Below are 19,277 nucleotides of genomic sequence, written 5' to 3'. Positions count from 1 at the left end.
CCTGCCGGGCGGGCCGGAGTCGGTCCGCGGCGGCGCCCGCGCCGGGCACCGCGACCAGCGCGAGCGCGAGCACCCCCGCGGCCAAGGCGCTCATCCGAGCACCCGCCCGGTGATCCGGTCGGTCCACAGCAGGCCCGCACACACGAACGCGGTCCCGAGCACCAGCAGCACCGCCCCCAGTCCGCCGGACAGCAGCACCCGCACCGGGGCCGCGCCCATCAGCTGCCCCAGCGCCAGGCCCAGGACCGGCAACCCGGCCAGCACCGTCGCCGTCGCCCGGGCACCCGCTAGCCCCGATTCCACCCGAGCGCGGAACCTGATGCGCCCCACCAGGTCCGAGCGGACCGCGTCGAGCAACTCGGCCAACGCGATGCCATGGCGGTCGGCGACCCGCCACGCGGCGGCCATCCGGTCGAGGTCCGCCTCGATCACGCTGCCGGACGCGCGCAGCCCGTGCGCCGCGCTGCCGCCGAGCCGTGCGGTGGCCGAGGCGGATCGGAATGCCTCCGCCGCAGCGCCTTTCGTCTCCTCGGCGGCCGCCAGACAGGCGGTCGCCGGGTGTGCACCCACCCGCAGCTCTCCTACCATGACATCCAGGCCGGCGAGGAGGGCACGCAGTTCGACGTCGCGTTCCCGGGCCCGGCGACGGTCCCGGTGGCGCCGGGCGACGGTGCCTGCCGCGATGGCGGCCGCGATCCCCGCGCCGGGCCCGACCAGCGCCGCCGCGGCGACGAGTCCGAGACCCGCGATCCGGATCGACCCGGCCCGCCCGACGATCCGTCGCGGTGGTCCCGGTGGCCGCAACCGGGCCGCGGCAGCCCTGGCCGGCACCAGCAACAGCGCGGCAGCGGCGGCCAGCAGCGCCGCGCTCATGCCGTCCCCCGCCGGKCGAGCAGTCGCGCCAGCTGCTCCGCTCCCGGCGCCGGGCCCGCCGACCGGTCCGCCGACCAGGCGGACACCACCGTGACCTCGCCCCGCTCCCCACGTTCGAGCACCCCGATCTCGGCGAGACGCCGACCGCCGTCGGCCGAACGATGCACATGCAGCACCACCTGGACGGCGGCGGCGAGTTGGCTGTGCAGCGCCGCCCGGTCCATTCCCCCGAGCGCCGCGAGCGCCTCGAGCCGGGCCGGCACCTCCTCCGGGGAGTTGGCATGCACGGTGCCGGCGCCGCCGTCGTGACCGGTGTTGAGAGCGGTGAGCAGGTCCACCACCTCGGCCCCGCGCACCTCACCGACCACGATGCGGTCCGGCCGCATCCGCAGGGCCTGCCGCACCAGCTGTCGCACCGTCACCTCGCCGACTCCCTCGACGTTCGGCGCCCGCGCGACCAGTCGCACCACGTGCGGGTGGGCCGGGGCCAGCTCGGCAGCGTCCTCGACGCAGAGGATTCGTTCGTGCGCGGGCACCGACCCGAGCAAGGCCGCCAGCAGCGTCGTCTTCCCCGCGCCGGTCCCGCCCACCACCAGGAAGGCCAGGCGTCCCGCGACAATTCGCCGCAACAGCTCCCGCGCGTCGGGCGGCACCGTGCCGCTCGCGCAGAGCGCGTCGAGACCCTGCGTCGCCGGTCGCAGGACCCGGAGGGACAGACAGGTCCCGGCCTGCGCGACGGGCGCGAGCACGGCGTGCAGGCGCACCCCGAAGTCCGAGCCCGCCACCCCCGGCAGCCGCCCGTCCACCCAGGGCTGCGCGTCGTCGAGCCGGCGTCCCGCGGCCAACGCCAGCCGTTGGGCAAGCCGGCGGACCGCGGCCTCGTCGGCGAAGGTGACCGCCGACCGCTCGAGCCCCGCCCCACGGTCCACCCACACCTCGTCCGGCGCCGTGACCAGAACGTCCGATATGTCCTGTTGCCCGAGCAGCGGTTCGAGGACGCCCGCACCGGTGAGTTCGGTCTGCAGCACCCGGAGTGCGTCGAGCAGGTCGGTGTCGCCCAGCACCCCGGAGGACTCCGCCCGGATCGCCGCCGCCACGGTCGCGGGACTCGGCGCCACCGACGTCCGGGCGAGGCGGGACCGCACCCGGTCCAGCAGGTCCGGCGACACGAGCGCGCTCACGACGCCGCCCGAACCGGGGCGGCGTCGAGCACGGCGAGCACCGCGGACGCCGCGCCGGCCAAGGGCGACCGCCGCCCCAGCCGAAGACCGCCGCGGTCGAGCGAGGTGGCCAGGCCCGGCTCCGGCCGCATCGATGCGAGCAGCGGCAGACCCAACAGGTCGGCGATGTCGCGGCCCCGCAGGCCGCCCGGCGCCGGACCGCGAACCACCACACCGACATTCGGGTGCGCATCGCGCAGCGCGGCCGCCAGCGACTCGGCGGCCGCGGCCGCACGCACCTGCGCCGGCACGACCACGACCACCAGGTCCGCGAGGTCGACGGCCCCGTGGGCCGTGACGTCCGGCTGGCGCGGCACGTCGCACACCACCAGCTCGCCGGCGCCGCGCCCCGCCTCGATCACCGCGGCGAGCGCCGCCGGTCCCGGCGCCACGGCCGCCGCGCCCCGCCCGCAGGAGAGCACCGCCACCCCGTCGCCGGCCCGGGGCAGGGCGTCGTGCAGGGCCGAGGCCGACACCCGGCCGCCCTCGACGGCCACCCCCGACCAGCGGAGCCCCGGGCGTTGCTCGACACCGAGCAGCAGGTCGAGACCGCCACCGCGGCTGTCGCAGTCCACCAGCAGCGCCCGGCGGTCCGGCCGTCGGCGTGGTGCCGTCAGTGCGGTCGCGGCCGCCAGCACCGAGGCGCCCGCACCCCCGCGGCCGCCCATCATCGCGATCACCGCGCCACCCGGCGCCACCGGCTCCGACCTGCGGGTCAGGAGTGCGACCAGCTCCGCCTCGTCCTCGGGCAGGGTCAGCACCGCCTCCGCACCGGCAGCCGCCGCGGCCCGCCACTGCGGCAGCGCGGGTTCCCCTGCGCACAGCACCACGACGTCGGGGCGCCGCGGCAGCCCGGCGCCCGCACAGGCCGCGGCGGAGGCTGTGTCCAACAGCACCTGCGGAGCGCCGTCCCACAGCTGCCGCGGCACGGGTGCGGCGTGCTCATTGACCTCGCGGTCGGCGGCCGCGGCGGCGCGCCGGATGCTGAGAGAGAGCTCTGCGTCGTCCGTCACCGCGAGTACGCGGCGGGCGGCCGGGAGTCGGGGGGTGTCCATGCCGTCGAGCCTGCGCGGCCGACGCCGCCTCGGGAAGACGACCGTGACCGATTGTGGACAGATCGGGGCCTGTGGATGAATTCCGGTACGAGCGAACCGATTTCAGATTCCGCGGAGCCCGAGCGACCCCGGCCTCGGAAACAGAAAGGGCCGTCGGCGACGCGCACCGACGGCCTGCAAATTTAGAGGAAGACCCCCGCCAGGGGGGGAGGAGGCGGGGGTCTTCGGCGTTCAGCCCCGGGGGGTCGGGCTGAACACACCTAGATCAAGTCCAGGTGAACCCGATACTACACCCGGACCCGCGCATATTCGCAAATTCGACCGGCGGCAAGTCGCCCCACTTGGACGGCCGACCAGGTTGCCGCTCGGCGACCGCGCCCGGAACCGGCGGAAGTCCTATTGTGGACCCGTGACCGCAGCGGCGAGCAGGGAATCCGAGCACGGAACAGTGGCGGCGTTCTTCGATCTGGACAAGACCATCATCGCCAAGTCGAGCACGTTCGCGTTCAGCAAGCCCTTCTTCGACCAGGGTTTGATCAACCGACGGTCCGTCCTCAAGAGCAGCTACGCACACTTCCTCTTCATGCTCTCCGGCGCGGACCACGACCAGATGGAACGGATGCGGGCGCACCTGACGAACATGTGCGCCGGCTGGGATGTCGAGCAGGTGCGCGCCGTCGTCGCGGAGACCCTGCACGACATCGTCGACCCGCTCGTGTTCGCGGAGGCGGCGGACCTGATCGCCGATCACAAGCTCCGCGGCCACGACGTGGTGGTGGTCTCCGCGTCCGGCGAGGAGGTGGTTGCGCCGATCGCCCAGGCCCTCGGCGCAACCCACTACAGCGCCACCAGGATGGCCGTCGAGGACGGCAAGTTCACCGGCGATCTCGACTTCTACTGCTACGGCGAGGGCAAGGTGCAGGCCATCCGCGAGCTGGCCGAGGCGAACAACTACGACCTGACACTGTGCTACGCCTACTCGGACTCGGCGACGGACCTGCCCATGCTCGGCGCGGTCGGGCACCCGACGGCCGTCAACCCCGACCGGGCGCTGCGCAAGGAGGCGGCCGGAAACGGTTGGCCCATCCTGACTTTCTCCAACCCGGTGCCCCTGCGCGCCCGCATCCAGACGCCGTCCGGGACGGCCGTCGCGACCACCGCGGCGGTGAGTCTGGGCGCCCTGCTCGCGGGCGCATTGACGTACAGGGTATTGCACCGACGGCGCTGACGACAGGCCCCCGACACTGGGGTCGTTCCAGTCGGTTTGCCCCTTGAAGTGGGCCGGGCCACAGGGTACAAAGGAGTTACGGAATGAACGACAGGCCAAGGTCGAATCGGAAGAGAAGAGTCGATCTCCCGGTCAGGAATTCCCAGCACGGACACCAGGCACCCACGCGGAGCTCAAGCCACTCAAGGGCAGAAGCGTTGTGGGCCTGCGAGACTCGATCACACGTGAGCGAGAACCTTGCACGAGTTGCAGAGGCGAACTTGCGGTAGTCGAGCCGACGCCGAGGCCGGACACACAACCCACCTAGCACGCTTGGTAACCCGGTAGTCCGTGCTAGCGGGCGGCGAGGTCGACGAGAGTCGACAGCACCGCCCGCTTTTACATGCGGGGCCACCCCGCACACCCGACGGAGGCCGACGGCCGATGCCGTTGCGGCCCAGCCGGAATCGGATACCCGCGGGTGCGCGGACGGGGCTCGACAACACTCCCCCCGACGGCGGGCGTTCAGCCCGCCGCAGCCTCCGCGATCGAGGTCGCCTCGCGGGCGCCCGCCTCGAAGGCGCCGCAGCACAGGATCACCCAGCTGCCGACCCCCTCCGCGGTGCCCGACGCGAAGCCCTCGGCGCCGGTGCGGTACGCCTGCTGCCGACGCAGCCAGCTGACCTCCGGGACGCCGAGGTTGTGCGGGTCGAACCCACTGGACGCCGCCACCAGCCGGGACGCCGCGCGGGCCACGACTCCGTCCGCTGTCCCGAACGGACTCAGCGACAACAGCTCTCCGTGCACCACCGCGGCGAGCACCGGCGCCGGCGCCTTGGTGCCACCGGTGATCAGCTGGGCGAGCGCGTCGAGCCGCTCCCCCACCCCGGCGGCGGTGCGCGGCCGGCCGAGGTCCGCCTCGTCCGGCACCAGCCCGGCCGCGGCCAGCAGGTGCAGCCGGGCCAACGCCTGCAGCGGGGCACGCTGCCAGGTACCGACCATGATCGGCAGCGCGTCGCCGTCCAGGGCCTGCGCCACCCGCAGGGCGCCAGTGAGGACGGGATCGCCCGCCTCGCCCGCGCCCGGCAGCTCGGTGCTTCCGCCGTCCAGGGCCGCGGACGCGCGGGCGGCGCGGACGGCGGCCTCGGCGGCCGTGGTCGGCCAGCCGCGGCGATTGGACTTGTGCCGGTGCACCGCACCGAGAGCGTCGCGCGCCCGATCGGCGGCCTCGAGCACTCCAGGCAGGTCCACCAGTGGCTGCAGTGGGTCGTTCACGCTGCTCAACGCTACCCGTCCACCGCGGTGGTCCCGCGCGCGAGGAGGGTCCCGCGCGCGAGGAGCCGGGTCCGGGTCACTGCGCCGGCCCGATCTCCACCCGGCCGTCGTCGTGCACCACCAGCCCGGGGTTGTGCACCACCTCCCACCGGTACCCGTCCGGGTCGGCGAAGTACCCGCTGTACCCACCCCAGCTGCGCCGTTCCCCGGCGGCGAGCACGGTCCCACCGGCCCGGTCCGCGGCCGCCAGCACCTCGTCCACCTCCGCCGGGCTGTCCACGTTGTGCCCGAGGGTGATCGGCGCCCTGCCCGCCTCCCCGGCGGCGGGCAGGGTCGGCCCGGCCTCGCGCGCCATCTCGGCCAGCGACCACAGCGACAGCACCACGCCGGGCCCGATCTGCAGAAACAGCACCTCGCCGGGCACGTACAGCGTGGGGCTCCAGCCGAGCCCGTCCACGTAGAAGGAGTGCGCCGTCGCCGGGTCGGCCACACCGAGGGTGACCACGCTCAACCGTTGCCTCATCCATCCATCACAACACCGCGCCGGCCACTCGTCGCGTCGGCCAACCGTCGGTCGTGCGAATTCGACCGGTTGCCGCAGCAACGGGGGTTGCAGCCGGGCGCAACGGTGCGCTCCCCGTCACATGTGACTACGCTCACAGCAGCGCAAATGCGCGCCGACGACTCACCGAAAGGGGTACGGGCGACATGACCAGCAGCACCGCCGACGCCAACGTGGCCGAGCAGGCGACCGAGAGCTACCCGCCGAGCGCGGAGTTCGCCGCAGCAGCCAATGCGGGCCCGGAGCTGCAGGCCGCCGCCGACGCCGACCGACTCGGGTTCTGGGCCGACCAGGCCGCCCGACTGCACTGGCACGAGCCGTGGTCGCAGGTCCTCGACTGGTCCGACGCCCCCGTCGCCAAGTGGTTCGTCGACGGCAAGATCAACGTCGCCTACAACTGCGTCGACCGGCACGTCCTCGCCGGCAACGGCGACCGCGTCGCGATCCACTTCGAGGGCGAGCCCGGCGACAGCCGCGACCTGACCTACAACGACCTGCTCGCCGAGGTGAGCCGCGCCGCAAACACTTTCACCGAACTGGGTCTGGTCGCCGGCGACCGCGTCGCCATCTACATGCCGATGATCCCGGAGGCCGTGGTCACCATGCTGGCCTGCGCCCGGCTCGGCCTGACACACTCGGTGGTGTTCGCCGGATTCTCGGCCTCGGCGCTGCGTTCGCGCATCGACGACGCCGAGGCCAAGCTCGTCGTCACCGTCGACGGCCAGTGGCGCCGCGGTCAGGCGGCACCGCTCAAGACCGCCGTCGACGAGGCCGTCGACGGTGCCGCATCGGTGCGGAACGTGTTGGTGGTCAACCGAACCGGGACCGACGTCGCGTGGACCGAGGGCCGTGACCTGTGGTGGCACGAGACGGTCGAGCAGGCCTCCCCCGAGCACGAGGCGCAGCCGTTCGACGCCGAGCACCCGCTGTTCATCCTCTACACCTCCGGCACCACCGGTAAGCCGAAGGGCATCATCCACACCTCGGGCGGCTACCTGACCCAGGCCTCGTACACCCACCACAACGTGTTCGACCACAAGGCCGGGAGCGACGTGTACTGGTGCACCGCCGACATCGGCTGGGTCACCGGGCACACCTACATCGTGTACGGCCCGCTCAGCAACGGCGTCACCCAGGTGGTCTACGAGGGCACCCCGAACTCGCCGACCGAGCACCGGCACTTCGAGATCATCGAGAAGTACGGCGTCAGCATCTACTACACCGCACCGACGCTGGTGCGCACCTTCATGAAGTGGGGCCGGGCGATCCCGGACGCCCACGACCTGTCCTCGATCCGGCTGCTCGGCTCGGTCGGCGAGCCGATCAACCCGGAGGCCTGGCGCTGGTTCCGTGAGGTGATCGGCGGCAACAAGGCGCCGATCGTCGACACCTGGTGGCAGACCGAGACGGGCGCGATCATGATCTCCCCGCTGCCTGGCATCACCGCGACCAAGCCGGGATCCGCGATGGCACCGCTGCCGGGCATCTCCGCGAAGATCGTCGACGACGACGCCAAGCCGCTCGGCAACGGCGGCAACGGCTACCTCGTCATGGACGAGCCGTGGCCGGCGATGCTGCGCGGCATCTGGGGCGACATGGAGCGGTTCAAGGACACCTACTGGTCCCGGTACGCCCAGGAGGGCTGGTACTTCGCCGGCGACGGCGCCAAGTACGACGACGACGGCGCGCTCTGGGTGCTCGGCCGCGTCGACGACGTCATGAACGTCTCCGGTCACCGCATCTCCACCTCCGAGGTGGAGTCGGCACTGGTCAACCACCACGGCGTGGCCGAGGCCGCGGTGGTCGGCGCCGCCGACGAGACCACCGGACAGGGCATCGTCGCCTTCGTCATCCTGCGCGAGGGCGTGGAGAACACGGGCGAGACCCTGATCGCGGAGCTCAAGGCCCAGGTCTCCACCGACATCAGCCCGATCGCCAAGCCGCGCCAGATCACGATCGTCCCGGAGCTGCCGAAGACCCGCTCCGGCAAGATCATGCGCCGGTTGCTGCGCGACGTGGCCGAGGGCCGCGACCTCGGCGACACCTCCACCCTGGTCGACCCCAAGGTGTTCGACGCCATCCGCGGCAAGTAGCCCGCCGCAGCGACACCGACAGGTGCCCTTCGCGCAGTCGCGCGGAGGGCACCTTCGTCTCCGCCCGGCGACGGGCCGAACAGCCCCCGTACCGACCTCCGGACGGCCGGTGCGGCGACAAGTTCCCGCCGCTCGGCACCCGCCGCGGGGTACCGTGACCACAGGGGAGCGCGAGGCTGGAGGCACTGATCGATGGCGCCCTCCGTGCGGGGCAGGGTCGGCAACCTGCCCTTGGACCTGACCAGTTTCGTCGGCCGGCGCCGCGAGGTGACCGAGGCCAGACGGCTCCTCGCCCTCTCTCGCCTGGTGACCCTGACCGGGATGGGCGGAGTGGGCAAGACCCGGCTCTCCCTCCGGGTCGCGGCCGAGTCTCAGCGCGCGTTCGACGACGGCGTGTGGCTGGTCGAACTCGGCGAACAAACCGACCCGGAGCTCGTGCCCGACACCGTCGCCGCGGCCCTCGGGCTGAGGGAGCAGTCGGCCCCCTCCCCGCTGCGGCTGCTCACCGACTTGCTCGGGGACCACCGGGTGCTTCTCGTCCTCGACAACTGCGAGCACCTCGTCGACGCGGTCGCGAAGCTCGCGGAGGCGCTGCTGCGCACCTGCCCCGAGCTGCGCATCCTGGCCACCAGCCGGGAGCCGCTGCTGATCGGCGGCGAGACGACGCTGCGCGTCCCGCCGATGACGGTCCCAGACCCGGACCGGACCGGCAGCGCGGCGGGGCTCGCGCAGTACGAGGCCGTGACGCTGTTCGTCGAACGCGCCGCCACCGCGGTGTCCGGATTCGAACTCACCGCCGACAACCAGACGACGATCGCCCGGATCTGCGACAAACTGGACGGGCTGCCGCTGCCACTCGAACTCGCCGCCGCCCGGCTGCGGGCGCTGTCGGCGGACCAGATCCTCGACCGGCTCAACGACCGGTACCGGCTGCTGACCGCGGGCAGTCGCGGTGCGCCGAGCAGGCAGCAGACGCTGCGGATGTGCATCGACTGGAGCCACGACCTGTGCACGGAGACCGAGCGTCGGCTGTGGCGTCGGCTGGCCGTGTTCGCCCGCGGCTTCGAACTCGACGGCGCGGAGGGCGTCGCGGCCGGGGACCTGACGCCGGACGAGCTGCTCGACCTCGTCGCGTCCCTCGTCGACAAGTCGATCCTCATCCGCGAGCAGCCCGACGGGGTGGTGCGCTACCGACTGCTCGAGACCCTCCGCGACTACGGCCTCGAGCGACTGGCAGAGGCCGGCGAGGAAGCCGACCTGCGCCGCAGGCACCGCGACTGGTACGCCCGACTGACCGCCCGGGCGGAGGCCGAGTGGATCGGTCCGGCCCAGCCGGAGTGGATCGCCCGGCTGGCCCGGGAGCAGGCCAATCTCCGGGACGCGCTCGAGTACTGCATCGCGGAGCCCGGCGAGGCCGAGGCCGGCCTGCGAATCACCAACGCCGCCTACCTGTTCTGGCTCTCCCGTGGCCTGCTCGGCGAGGGCCGACGCTGGCTCGACCGCACCCTCGAGGCCCAGGGCGGCGCACCGACGCTCGAACGGGTCAAGGCGCTGTGCGCGGGTGCGGTCCTGGCCGGCAACCAGGACGACATCGTCACCGGGGCGGCGATGGTGGAACAGGCCCGCGACACCGCCGCCGCCCTCGGCGACCCCGAGGCCGACACCCTTGTCGCGCATGCCACCGGGCACCTCGCGATCTACACCGGTGATCCGGAACGGGCCGTCCGGTTCCTCGACGGGATCCTCGACACGGTTCGGGGCGAGGACGACCGGCTGCGCCACGTGTCCACCCTGCTCGGGCTCTCCATGGCCTCGGTCCTGCTCGGCGACACCCCGCGGGCCACCGCGGCCGCCGAGGAAGTCCTCGCGATCACCGAGCCGCATCAGGAGTCGGTGTACCGCTCGTACGCGCTGTGCACACTCGGACTTGCTCTGTGGCAACAGGATCCGGACCGGGCGCGACCACTGCTCGAGCAGGGACTACGACTGAGCGGCGTGGTGGACGACCCGCTCGGCTCGGCCGTCTGCGTCGAGACGCTGGCCTGGATCACGGCCGACACGCACCAGTTCCAGCGCGCCACGGTGATGCTCGGCGGCGCGCAGGTCCTGTGGCAGGCCGGGGGCAACTCGGGCGTGGTCATCCCGGGGTTGCGGACCTTCCACGACGAGTGCGAGCAGCATGCCCGCAGCGCACTCGGCCAACGCGCCTTCGAGACAGCGCTGCGGCAGGGCGCCGGACTCACACTCGACGAGATCGTCGCGTTCGCGGTCGGCGACGAGCCGCCGCCCGCCGAGCCGGCGACGGGCCATCCTTCCGGCGACCTGACCCCCCGTGAGCAGGAGGTCGCCGACCTGGTGGCCCGCGGCCTGACCAATCGGGCCATCGCCGAACAGTTGGTGATCTCGCAACGCACCGCGCAGGGACACGTCGAGCACGTGCTGTCGAAACTCGGGTTCACCTCGCGCGCGCAGATCGCCGCGTGGGTCGTCGAACAGAGCCACGAGCCGCCGGACTGAACGGTCCGGCGGGCGTCGGGCCAGGGCACTTGGCGACGGGAAGCCCGAATGGCGCGTAGGGTCGGTGGCCCGGGACCGTTCAGGTTCCCAATCAAGGGACCACCATGTCGGACAAGTCACCTCGCAACACCATGACGAAAAAATCCGGCAAGTCGCTGAAGGAAAAGCGCGCAGAGAAGCGGTCGAAGACCGACGGCGTGCCAGACGTCGAGATCGTCGCGAAGGCAAAGAAGCGCTGACGCACCAAAAGTGTTGATTTTCAACCACTTACGATCGACACCTTCAGGAGACAACTGCATATGATTGACCTTGGCGTCTTCGCGCACTCCCACAAGGAGAACGAGCGACGGCTGCCCATCCATCCGATGCACTTCCCGCGTATCGATCCCGACCTGCGTGCGCACCTCTACCTCGAACGCGGCTACGGAACGCCGTTCGGCGTCAGCGACGACGCGTTGGCGCCCCTCGTCGCGGGGATCCGCTCCCGCGACGAGCTGATCGCCGACTGCGACGTCGTGCTGTTACCCAAGCCGCAACGCGAGGACCTGGCCGAACTGCGCGAGGGGCAGACCCTGTGGGGCTGGCCGCACTGCGTCCAGGACGCCGGCATCACCCAGCTCGCGATCGACCAGAAGCTGACGCTGATCGCCTTCGAGGCGATGAACCACTGGACCGCCGACGGCGGTTTCGGTCTGCACGTCTTCCACAAGAACAACGAGCTCGCGGGGTACTGCTCGGTGCTGCACGCCCTCGAGCTCGTCGGGTCGACGGGCGACTACGGCCGCCGACTGCGGGCGGTCGTCATCGGCTTCGGCGCCACCGCCCGCGGCGCCGTGACCGCGCTCAACGCCCTCGGCGTCGACGAGGTGCAGGTCCTCACCAACCGGAAGGCCGCCGCAGTCGGCTCGCCGATCCACTCGGCGCGGATCGTCCACGTCGCGCACGACCCGGACCACCCGACCCGCAGCTGCGTCGTCACCGACGGCGGCCCGGTGCCGCTGGCGGACTTCCTCGCCGCCAACGACATCGTGGTCAACTGCACCCTGCAGGACACCGACGCGCCGCTGACGTTCCTGGACGAGGGCGACCTCGCCGGGTTCGCCCCCGGCAGCGTCATCGTCGACGTGTCCTGCGACGAGGGCATGGGCTTCAGCTGGGCCCGCCCGACGACGTTCGCGCAGCCCAGCTTCGTCGTCGGCGACAACGTGCACTACTACGCCGTCGACCACAGCCCGTCGCACCTGTGGAACTCCGCGACCTGGGAGATCAGCGAGGCCCTGCTGCCGCACCTGCGGACGGTGATCTCCGGCGCCGACGCCTGGGACGCCGACACGACCATCTCCCGCGCCATCGAGATCCGCGACGGGGTGATCCAGAACCCGAGCATCGTCTCGTTCCAGCACCGCGCCGCGCAGTACCCGCACCCGGTCGAGGCCGTCGCCTGACCAGGGGTCAGCTGTCGAGGGGTCAGCTGTCCATGGAGGCGTCCTTGGTCTCGCGCATCACCAGCAGCGCGACGAACGTGATGGCGGCCGCGATCAGCAGGTAGACGCCGACCCAGCCGACGCCGTACGACGTGGCCAGCCAGGTGGCGATGAACGGGGCGACCGCCGCCCCGAGGATGCTCGCCGTGTTGTAGGCGATGCCCGACCCGGTGTAGCGGACGTTGGTCGGGAACAGCTCGGGCAGCACCGCGCTCATCGGCCCGAAGGTCAGACCCATGAGCACCATGCCGATGACGAGGAAGACCAGCATCCGGCCCTCGCCCATGCCCACCGGGTCGAGCAGCAGCCCGAAGGTGAGGCCGAAGACCATGATCAGCCCGGTGATCACCAGCAGGGTGATGCGCCGGCCGTAGCGGTCGGCCAGCCAGCCCGAGACCGGGATGGCGCCCGCGAAGAAGAAGACCGCGACCAGCTGGAGCACCAGGAAGTCGGTGTACTGGAAGCCGACCCCGGTGCCGCCGTGCGCCGGGGTCTTGCCGGTGCCGTGGCTGAGCACCCAGGTGGTCATGATGTAGAAGAGCGTGTACGTCGCGAGCATCACGAACGTGCCGATGATCAGCTGGCGCCAGCTGGTCTTGAACACCTCGGCGAGCGGGGTCTTGACCTTCTCCCCGTTGGCCACGGCCCGCGCGAAGACCGGCGTCTCCTCCAGCTTGAGACGCACGTAGAGACCGATCATGACCATGACGGCGCTGAGCAGGAACGGGATCCGCCAGCCCCAGCTGAGGAACGCGCCGTCCAGGTCGGGATTCGAGGTGTCGTGGTCCATGAACAGCGTGATGATCAGGAACAGCCCGTTGGCGAGGAAGAACCCGATCGGTGCACCCAGCTGCGGCCACATCGCGGCCCAGGCACGCTTGCCCTTCTTCGCGGTCTCGGTGGCGAGCAGCGCGGCGCCCGACCACTCCCCGCCGAGGCCGAGGCCCTGGCAGAACCGCATCAGCGCCAGCAGCGCCGGCGCGACGATGCCGATCTGGTGGTAGGTGGGCAACAGGCCGATGAGGAACGTCGCGACGCCCATGGTGAGCAGCGAGCCGACCAGGGTGGCCTTGCGGCCGATGCGGTCACCGAAGTGTMCGAAGACGATCGAGCCGAGAGGCCGGGCGACGAAGGCCAGGCCGAACGTCGCCAGCGAGGCGAGCAGCGCGGTGGTGTCGTTGCCCTTGGGGAAGAACAGATGCGGGAACACGGACACGGCCGCGGTCGCATAGATGTAGAAGTCGTAGAACTCGATCGAGGTGCCGATTGTGCTGGCCACCACGATGCGGCTGCGCGGCACCTCCTTGGCCTCCGCGACCGCCTTCACTGGCGGGTCGATCACGACGTCGGGGGCCTGACTCATCCGGAATCTCCTGCACAAAACCTCTAAGGCGTGGACCAAGACCGTCCACACTGTGGGAAATACAGTATCGGAACCTTTAGCGGAGCGAACTGTCAGGTCCGCGCCGTCGCCACCGTCACGCCAGGAAGGCGTTAAGATTCCAGCCGGAGCGCCGGGAAGTCTGGTCGGCAAACAGCCCCTGCACGCCCTCTTCACCACAGGAGACCGGCCACGTGATCACGCAAGTGCGTTCCGAACTTTCCCGCTACCTACGGACCGAGACGGTCGGTGGGTCCATCCTCCTGATCGCCGCCGCGGTCGCCGTGCTCTGGGCGAACTCCGCCTGGTCCGACGCCTACTTCTCGCTGCGCGACTTCCAGGTCGGGCCGAGCGCACTGCACCTCAACCTCAGCCTCGGCACGTGGGCCCAGGACGCGCTGCTCGCCGTGTTCTTCTTCGTCGCGGGCCTCGAACTCAAACGCGAACTGGTCGTCGGCGAACTCTCCGACCGCAAGAAGGCGATGCTCCCGATCATCGCGGCGGTCGGCGGCGTCGTCACCCCCGCGCTGATCGCACTGGCAGTCGGCTGGGGCGAGCCCGGCATCGAACAGGCCTGGGCGATCCCGGTCGCCACCGACATCGCGTTCGCGCTGGGTGTGCTGGCCCTGACCGGCTCCCGGATCCCGGCCGGCGCCCGGGTGTTCCTGCTCAGCCTCGCCGTCGTGGACGACCTGCTGGCCATCATCATCATCGCGACCGTGTTCACCGCGTCCATCGCGATGCTCTGGCTGCTCGCCGCGGTCGCCGGCGCGGCCCTGTACTGGTTCGCGCAGCACCGCCGGATCACCACGCCGCTGCTGTACGTCCCGCTGGCGATGTTCGTCTGGTACGCCGTGCACGAGGCCGGGATCCACGCCACCCTGGCCGGCGTGGTGCTCGGCCTGTTGACCCGGGTGCGGCCGGACCCGGGCGAGGACGAGGCCCCCGCCACCCGGCTCGAACACCGCATCCAGCCGTACTCGGCCGGGTTCTGTGTGCCCGTGTTCGCCCTGTTCGCGTCGGGTGTCCCGGTGAACGCAGAGGTGCTCGGCACGATGTTCACCGACCGGCTGACGTTGGCGATCATCCTCGGATTGCTGCTGGGCAAGACCATCGGCATCTTCGGCGTCTCCTGGCTCGTGGTCCGGCTGCGGATCGCCGTCAAGCCGGCCGGGCTCGACTTCCGCGACATGTTCGCCCTGTCGGTGCTCGGCGCGATCGGCTTCACCGTTAGCCTTCTCGTGGCCGAACTCGCACTCGAGGGCGCCGAACAGGAGAAGGCCAAGGCGGCGGTGCTGCTGACGTCCTTGGCTGCGTCACTGATCGGGTCGGCGCTACTGTTGCGCCGGGGGCGCGTCCACGACGCCCGCACCCAGGCCGAACCGGCCGACAACGGCTGACGAACGACGACGAGACAGGGGCGAGACGTGAGCATCAGCGACCGCAACGGCAGCAACAGGACCGAGCGGCTGACCGGAGACGGAGTCCCGAACTCGATCTCGTCGATCCCGCTCACCGACGTCGACTCGCTGGCACCGGGCACCGCCAGCATCGGCAACCTGGTCAAGGACGCCACCGCACAGGTCTCCACGCTGGTCCGCGCCGAGGTCGAGCTGGCCAAGGCCGAGGTCACCGGCGAGGTGAAGAAGGGCCTGCAGGGCTCGCTGTTCTTCATCCTCGCGATCTCGGTGCTCGTGTTCAGCGCGTTCTTCTTCTTCTTCTTCCTCGCCGAACTGCTCGACGTGTGGGTCGTCCGCTGGCTGGCCTTCCTCATCGTCTTCCTGCTGATGCTGCTGATGACGGCGGCGCTGGCCGGACTCGGATACCTGCGGGTGCGCAAGCTCCGGGCACCGGCGAAGACCATCGACTCGCTCCGGCAGGCCGCGTCGGTGCTGCCCAGCGCCGCCGAGTCCAGCTACCGGCACGGCGACTACACGCCCGGCGAGTACGCCCGCCGGACCACCGGCTAGACGGCCATCAAGCCCGCCACGCCGCCCGTGACCGCCCCTGACCCGTCAACCGCCCGCATCGACGGTCCGTGGCGGCATCTCGACGTGCACGCGAACGGCATCCGTTTCCATGCCGTGGAGGCCGGCCCGGCAGACCCCAGCGCGCCGCTGGTGGTGCTACTGCACGGTTTCGCCGACTTCTGGTGGTCGTGGCGGCACCAGCTGACCGCGCTCGCCGACGCCGGGTACCGCACCGTCGCGATGGACCTGCGAGGCTACGGCGACACCGACAAGCCGCCCCGCGGCTACGACGGCTGGACGCTCGCCGGCGACGTCGCCGGACTGATCCGGGCCCTCGGCCACACCGACGCGACGCTGGTCGGGCACGCGGACGGCGGCCTGGTCTGCTGGTCGACCGCCGTCCTGCACCCCCGGCTGGTCCGGTCGATCGCCCTGGTCAGCTCGCCGCACCCGATCGCCCTCAAGCGGGCGGTCCTGCGCGACCGCGCCCAGCGCGGCGCCCTCCTGCCGTCGTTCCTGGGCTACCAGCTGCCGTGGCGTCCGGAGCGGGTACTGACCCGCAACGGCGGCGCCGAGGTGGAACGACTGCTCCGGGAGCGGTCCGGCGAGCAGTGGCAGCGCTCGGCCGAATTCACGGAGGTCGTCGACCGGGCCCGGACGGCGATCCAGATCCCGGGCGCGGCGCACTGCTCGCTGGAGTACCAGCGCTGGGCCTTCCGCAGCCAGTGGCGTCCCGACGGCCGCCGGTTCATGAAGGCGATGAACAAGGCGCTGACCATCCCGGTCCTGCAGATCCACGGGCAGGACGACCCGTACGTGCTCGCCGCCGCCCTGCGCCACGACACCCGGTGGGCGCCGGGTCGGCGCCTGCACACCGTCGACGGCGCCGGTCACTACGCGCACCGGGAGCGCCCCGCCGAGGTGACCGCCGAGCTGGCGGAATTCCTCACCCGCTGACCCCCCCGTCCCCAATGTCACATTGGGTATCTCTGGGATACCCAATGTGACATTGGGGACTGCACGTAGGGGGTCCAGGTGCGACCTCGCGAACTAGAGGATGCAATTCCCGGTGCCGACCGTGGCGGACGCGCCGGACGCCTGCGCGAGCTGCCGCGACACCTCCGCCTCGGTGAGCACGAACCCGGTGTCGCTGTTGTCGACCGCCGCGCCGAACACGACGCCCAGCACCCGGCCCTGCTCGTCGACGAGCGGGCCGCCGGAGTTGCCCTGCCGGATCGACCCGCGCACCGTGTAGACCTCGCGGGTGACGTCGGACGTGCGGTAGATGTCGGGTCCCGACAGGTCCAGGATCTCGCGGACCCGGGCCGCGCTTGCGGTGTACGGGCCGCCGCCGGGGTAGCCCAGCACGATCGCGCTGTCCCCGGACCGTGCCGGCTCCGGGGCGAACGGGATCACCGGTGCGTCCAGGCCGGGCACCGCGAGCACCGCGATGTCCACCTCCGGATCGAAGAGCACCACGTGGGCTTCGAGCGGTCCGTCGAAGGTGTCCACCACCACCTGCGACGTCCCGGCGACCACGTGCGCGTTGGTCATCACCCGTTCGGGTGCGACCACGAAACCGGACCCCTCCAGGGCCCGTTGGCAGCTCGGCGCCACGCCGCGTATCCGCAACACGCTGGGCTCGACCCGGGCCGCGACGGGGCTCGCCGCGATGCTCGGGTCCGGCGGGTCCACCACCGCGATCGGGGTGCGCCCGAACGGGCCGATCACGTCGGGCAGGCCGGAGGTGTCGAGCAGCGCCGAGAACTCGCTAGGCAGACGCCGCATCCAGTTGGGCGCGACGTCGTCGACCTGCGTGAGCACCTTGGACCCGCGTACCGCGGTCGCGACCTCGGGCTGCGACGACGCCGTCAGCGGGATGGCCAGCAGCCAGGCCGCGACCAGGACTGCCGCGCACTGCAGCCCGGCGCCGACGACGCTGTCCACCGACCGGGTGACCGGGCTGTGCATCACGCCGCGGGCGGCGCGGCCGAGCACCATGCCCGCCACCTCGCCGACGATCACCATCCCGACGATCAGCAGCACGCCGACCAGCACCCGTGTCCGGCCGGCGTCGACGTGCACCAGCAGGTGCGGTGCGATGAGGATGCCGGCGACCGCGCCGAGGACCACTCCCAGGAACGCCAGCGCGGACGCCACCGCGCCCTGCCGCCAGCCGGAACTGGCGGCCAGCACCGCGACCGCGAGAATCGCGATGTCTATCCACGCGGATCCGGTCACCGCTCGTGCACCTCGACCACTCCTGCCTCGACCTCAGCCAATGCCACCTCGAGGTCGCGGACGTCGCCGCGATCCCAGCCGATCTCCCAGCCGGAGACCGCGATCAGGCCGGCGAGGACGCCGGCGGTGAAACCCCACACCAGCATGTCGTCGACCAGGAACGCCGGCCCCTGGTAGCCGAGCCGGTGCTTGACGACGAATCGGTTGTCCGGATCGAGCAGCGAACGCATCGGCACCCGCGCCACCCGCTCGGTCTCGCCCTGGTCGACCGCCCGCACCGGCGACGGCCGGTCCCAGTACCCGACCACCGGGGTCACGTCGAAACCCGACGGCGGCACGAAGATCCCGGGCAGCACCGCGATGGTGCGCACCCCGTCCGGTTCCAGGCCGGTCTCCTCCTGCGCCTCACGCAGCGCGGTGCCGACCGGTCCGTTGTCCCCGGGGTCGGCGGCGCCGCCGGGGAAGGCGATCTGTCCGCCGTGCTGGCGCAGCGTCGACGCCCGCTGGGTGAGCAGCACGTCGGCGTCCTCGGGCAGGCCGCCGACGGCGATCGGGTCGGCCTCGGCGGAACCGCCGAAGAGGACCAGCACGGCGGCGTCGCGGGCCGACACCCCGGCGGGGGTCCGACGCAGCAGCACCGGATTGACGGCGTTGCCGTCCGACGGCGGCAGGGTGGCGACCCGGCGCAGCCACTCGGGCGGTTGGTGGTCGGTCAGTGTCACGTCGTCACACCCAGCTTCTCTCGGACCACGTCGGCGATCTGGTCCGCGTTGTCGAACGGCTGCGGCAGCACCGCGGCCACCGTGCCGTCGGCCCGGACCAGCACGGTCACGGGCAGTACGTTGGGCGCGCCGAGCGCGGCGGCGACCCGGCCGGTGCCGTCCTGCACTCCCGGCAGGTGCACGCCGTAGTCGGCCAGCGCCGTCAGCGCGTTGCCCTCCTTGGGGTCCTGGTGGACGGTGAGCACCGCGACCTGGTCCCCCGCACGGCGGGCGTACTCGTCGAGCGCGGGCAGTTCCTTGGCGCACGGGCCGCACCAGTAGGCCCACAGGTTCACCAGCGCGGGGCGGCCGGCCAGCGCCGCGCCGACGTCGATCCGGGTGCCGTCGGCGAGGCACTCGAGGCCGATGCCGGCCAGCGGGCCCGACGCGACCGCGCCCGGGACCGGCGTCGGACACGGGTCGATCGCGGCTCGCGCCCGGGGACCGGCCAACGCGGCGTCGGTGTCGCCGGGGGCACGTTCCTGCAGCGACGGGGTTGCCCCACCGCCGACGTAGTCGGCGTAACCGCGCGGGAGGGACTCGTCCGGCCCGCCCCGCGGCCAGATCGCAACGACCAGCGCGGCGACGACGACGAGGGCAGCCAGGCTCCAGCGGCCGGCGTTGGACACGTGCACGCT

At 71.8% G+C, this 19,277-nt stretch carries 17 protein-coding genes; 8 read left to right on the top strand and 9 right to left on the bottom strand.

Annotated elements, in window-relative coordinates:
* Positions 1-90: 90 nt before the first annotated feature.
* Genes AC1DU4_RS18370 through ssd form a run of 3 tightly spaced genes read right to left on the bottom strand, consistent with a single transcriptional unit; the run spans position 91 to position 3,148 of the window.
* Positions 91-873, bottom strand: coding sequence for a type II secretion system F family protein (locus AC1DU4_RS18370; protein ID WP_477842181.1), 783 nt, complete (start codon positions 871-873; stop codon positions 91-93).
* Positions 870-2,054 (bottom strand): TadA family conjugal transfer-associated ATPase, encoded by a 1,185-nt coding sequence (locus AC1DU4_RS18365; RefSeq protein ID WP_477842179.1) that lies wholly within the window; start codon positions 2,052-2,054, stop codon positions 870-872. The genes AC1DU4_RS18370 and AC1DU4_RS18365 overlap by 4 nt, the downstream gene beginning before the upstream one ends.
* Positions 2,051-3,148 (bottom strand): septum site-determining protein Ssd, encoded by a 1,098-nt coding sequence (gene ssd, locus AC1DU4_RS18360; RefSeq protein ID WP_477842177.1) that lies wholly within the window; start codon positions 3,146-3,148, stop codon positions 2,051-2,053. Before ssd ends, AC1DU4_RS18365 begins: the two co-directional genes overlap by 4 nt.
* 409 nt (positions 3,149-3,557) lie before the next feature.
* Here ssd and AC1DU4_RS18355 point away from each other — a divergent pair, with 409 nt between their 5' ends.
* Positions 3,558-4,376, top strand: coding sequence for an HAD-IB family hydrolase (locus AC1DU4_RS18355; RefSeq protein ID WP_477842175.1), 819 nt, complete (start codon positions 3,558-3,560; stop codon positions 4,374-4,376).
* A gap of 504 nt (positions 4,377-4,880) precedes the next feature.
* On the opposite strand, the gene AC1DU4_RS18350 is transcribed toward AC1DU4_RS18355, so the two are convergent.
* Complete coding sequence (locus tag AC1DU4_RS18350; RefSeq protein WP_477842173.1) at positions 4,881-5,630, bottom strand: Fic family protein; 750 nt, start codon at positions 5,628-5,630, stop codon at positions 4,881-4,883.
* Between the two features lie 76 nt (positions 5,631-5,706).
* Positions 5,707-6,153, bottom strand: a complete 447-nt coding sequence (locus AC1DU4_RS18345; protein ID WP_072845450.1) for a VOC family protein — start codon at positions 6,151-6,153, stop codon at positions 5,707-5,709.
* 185 nt (positions 6,154-6,338) lie between these two features.
* Between AC1DU4_RS18345 and acs the strand changes: the two genes are divergently transcribed.
* The 4 genes from acs to AC1DU4_RS18325 all read left to right on the top strand — a co-directional run bounded on the left by acs (position 6,339) and on the right by AC1DU4_RS18325 (position 12,247).
* On the top strand, positions 6,339-8,285 hold the full coding sequence (gene acs / locus AC1DU4_RS18340) for an acetate--CoA ligase (RefSeq protein WP_477842171.1): 1,947 nt from the start codon (positions 6,339-6,341) through the stop codon (positions 8,283-8,285).
* A gap of 192 nt (positions 8,286-8,477) precedes the next feature.
* Positions 8,478-10,802, top strand: a complete 2,325-nt coding sequence (locus AC1DU4_RS18335; protein WP_477842169.1) for an ATP-binding protein — start codon at positions 8,478-8,480, stop codon at positions 10,800-10,802.
* A gap of 104 nt (positions 10,803-10,906) precedes the next feature.
* Complete coding sequence (locus tag AC1DU4_RS18330) at positions 10,907-11,041, top strand: hypothetical protein (RefSeq protein WP_255312539.1); 135 nt, start codon at positions 10,907-10,909, stop codon at positions 11,039-11,041.
* Between the two features lie 60 nt (positions 11,042-11,101).
* Positions 11,102-12,247, top strand: a complete 1,146-nt coding sequence (locus tag AC1DU4_RS18325; RefSeq protein ID WP_072845447.1) for a N(5)-(carboxyethyl)ornithine synthase — start codon at positions 11,102-11,104, stop codon at positions 12,245-12,247.
* A 22-nt stretch (positions 12,248-12,269) separates the two neighbouring features.
* Here the strand turns inward: AC1DU4_RS18325 and AC1DU4_RS18320 are convergent, their stop codons facing one another.
* Entirely contained in the window at positions 12,270-13,649 is a 1,380-nt protein-coding gene (locus AC1DU4_RS18320) for an MFS transporter (RefSeq protein ID WP_477842167.1), read from the bottom strand.
* A gap of 215 nt (positions 13,650-13,864) precedes the next feature.
* Between AC1DU4_RS18320 and nhaA the strand changes: the two genes are divergently transcribed.
* Genes nhaA through AC1DU4_RS18305 form a run of 3 tightly spaced genes read left to right on the top strand, consistent with a single transcriptional unit; the run spans position 13,865 to position 16,594 of the window.
* The gene (gene nhaA, locus AC1DU4_RS18315; RefSeq protein ID WP_072845544.1) at positions 13,865-15,067 is read left to right on the top strand and encodes a Na+/H+ antiporter NhaA; all 1,203 of its coding nucleotides are present in this window, start codon (positions 13,865-13,867) and stop codon (positions 15,065-15,067) included.
* Between the two features lie 33 nt (positions 15,068-15,100).
* Positions 15,101-15,637, top strand: a complete 537-nt coding sequence (locus tag AC1DU4_RS18310; protein ID WP_477842185.1) for a phage holin family protein — start codon at positions 15,101-15,103, stop codon at positions 15,635-15,637.
* 27 nt (positions 15,638-15,664) lie between these two features.
* The gene (locus tag AC1DU4_RS18305) at positions 15,665-16,594 is read left to right on the top strand and encodes an alpha/beta fold hydrolase (RefSeq protein WP_477842165.1); all 930 of its coding nucleotides are present in this window, start codon (positions 15,665-15,667) and stop codon (positions 16,592-16,594) included.
* A 93-nt stretch (positions 16,595-16,687) separates the two neighbouring features.
* On the opposite strand, the gene marP is transcribed toward AC1DU4_RS18305, so the two are convergent.
* The 3 genes from marP to AC1DU4_RS18290 are packed head-to-tail and all read right to left on the bottom strand — an operon-like array spanning position 16,688 to position 19,274.
* Positions 16,688-17,878, bottom strand: coding sequence for an acid resistance serine protease MarP (gene marP / locus AC1DU4_RS18300; RefSeq protein ID WP_477842164.1), 1,191 nt, complete (start codon positions 17,876-17,878; stop codon positions 16,688-16,690).
* Positions 17,875-18,600, bottom strand: a complete 726-nt coding sequence (locus AC1DU4_RS18295) for an NUDIX hydrolase (protein WP_477842162.1) — start codon at positions 18,598-18,600, stop codon at positions 17,875-17,877. Before AC1DU4_RS18295 ends, marP begins: the two co-directional genes overlap by 4 nt.
* On the bottom strand, positions 18,597-19,274 hold the full coding sequence (locus AC1DU4_RS18290) for a TlpA family protein disulfide reductase (RefSeq protein ID WP_477842160.1): 678 nt from the start codon (positions 19,272-19,274) through the stop codon (positions 18,597-18,599). Before AC1DU4_RS18290 ends, AC1DU4_RS18295 begins: the two co-directional genes overlap by 4 nt.
* Positions 19,275-19,277: the final 3 nt, after the last annotated feature.

This window comes from Rhodococcus sp. P4_F5 (assembly GCF_056401315.1).
The sequence above is the reverse complement of the archived record's forward strand: the minus strand, read 5'-3'. Positions and strand labels throughout refer to the sequence as shown.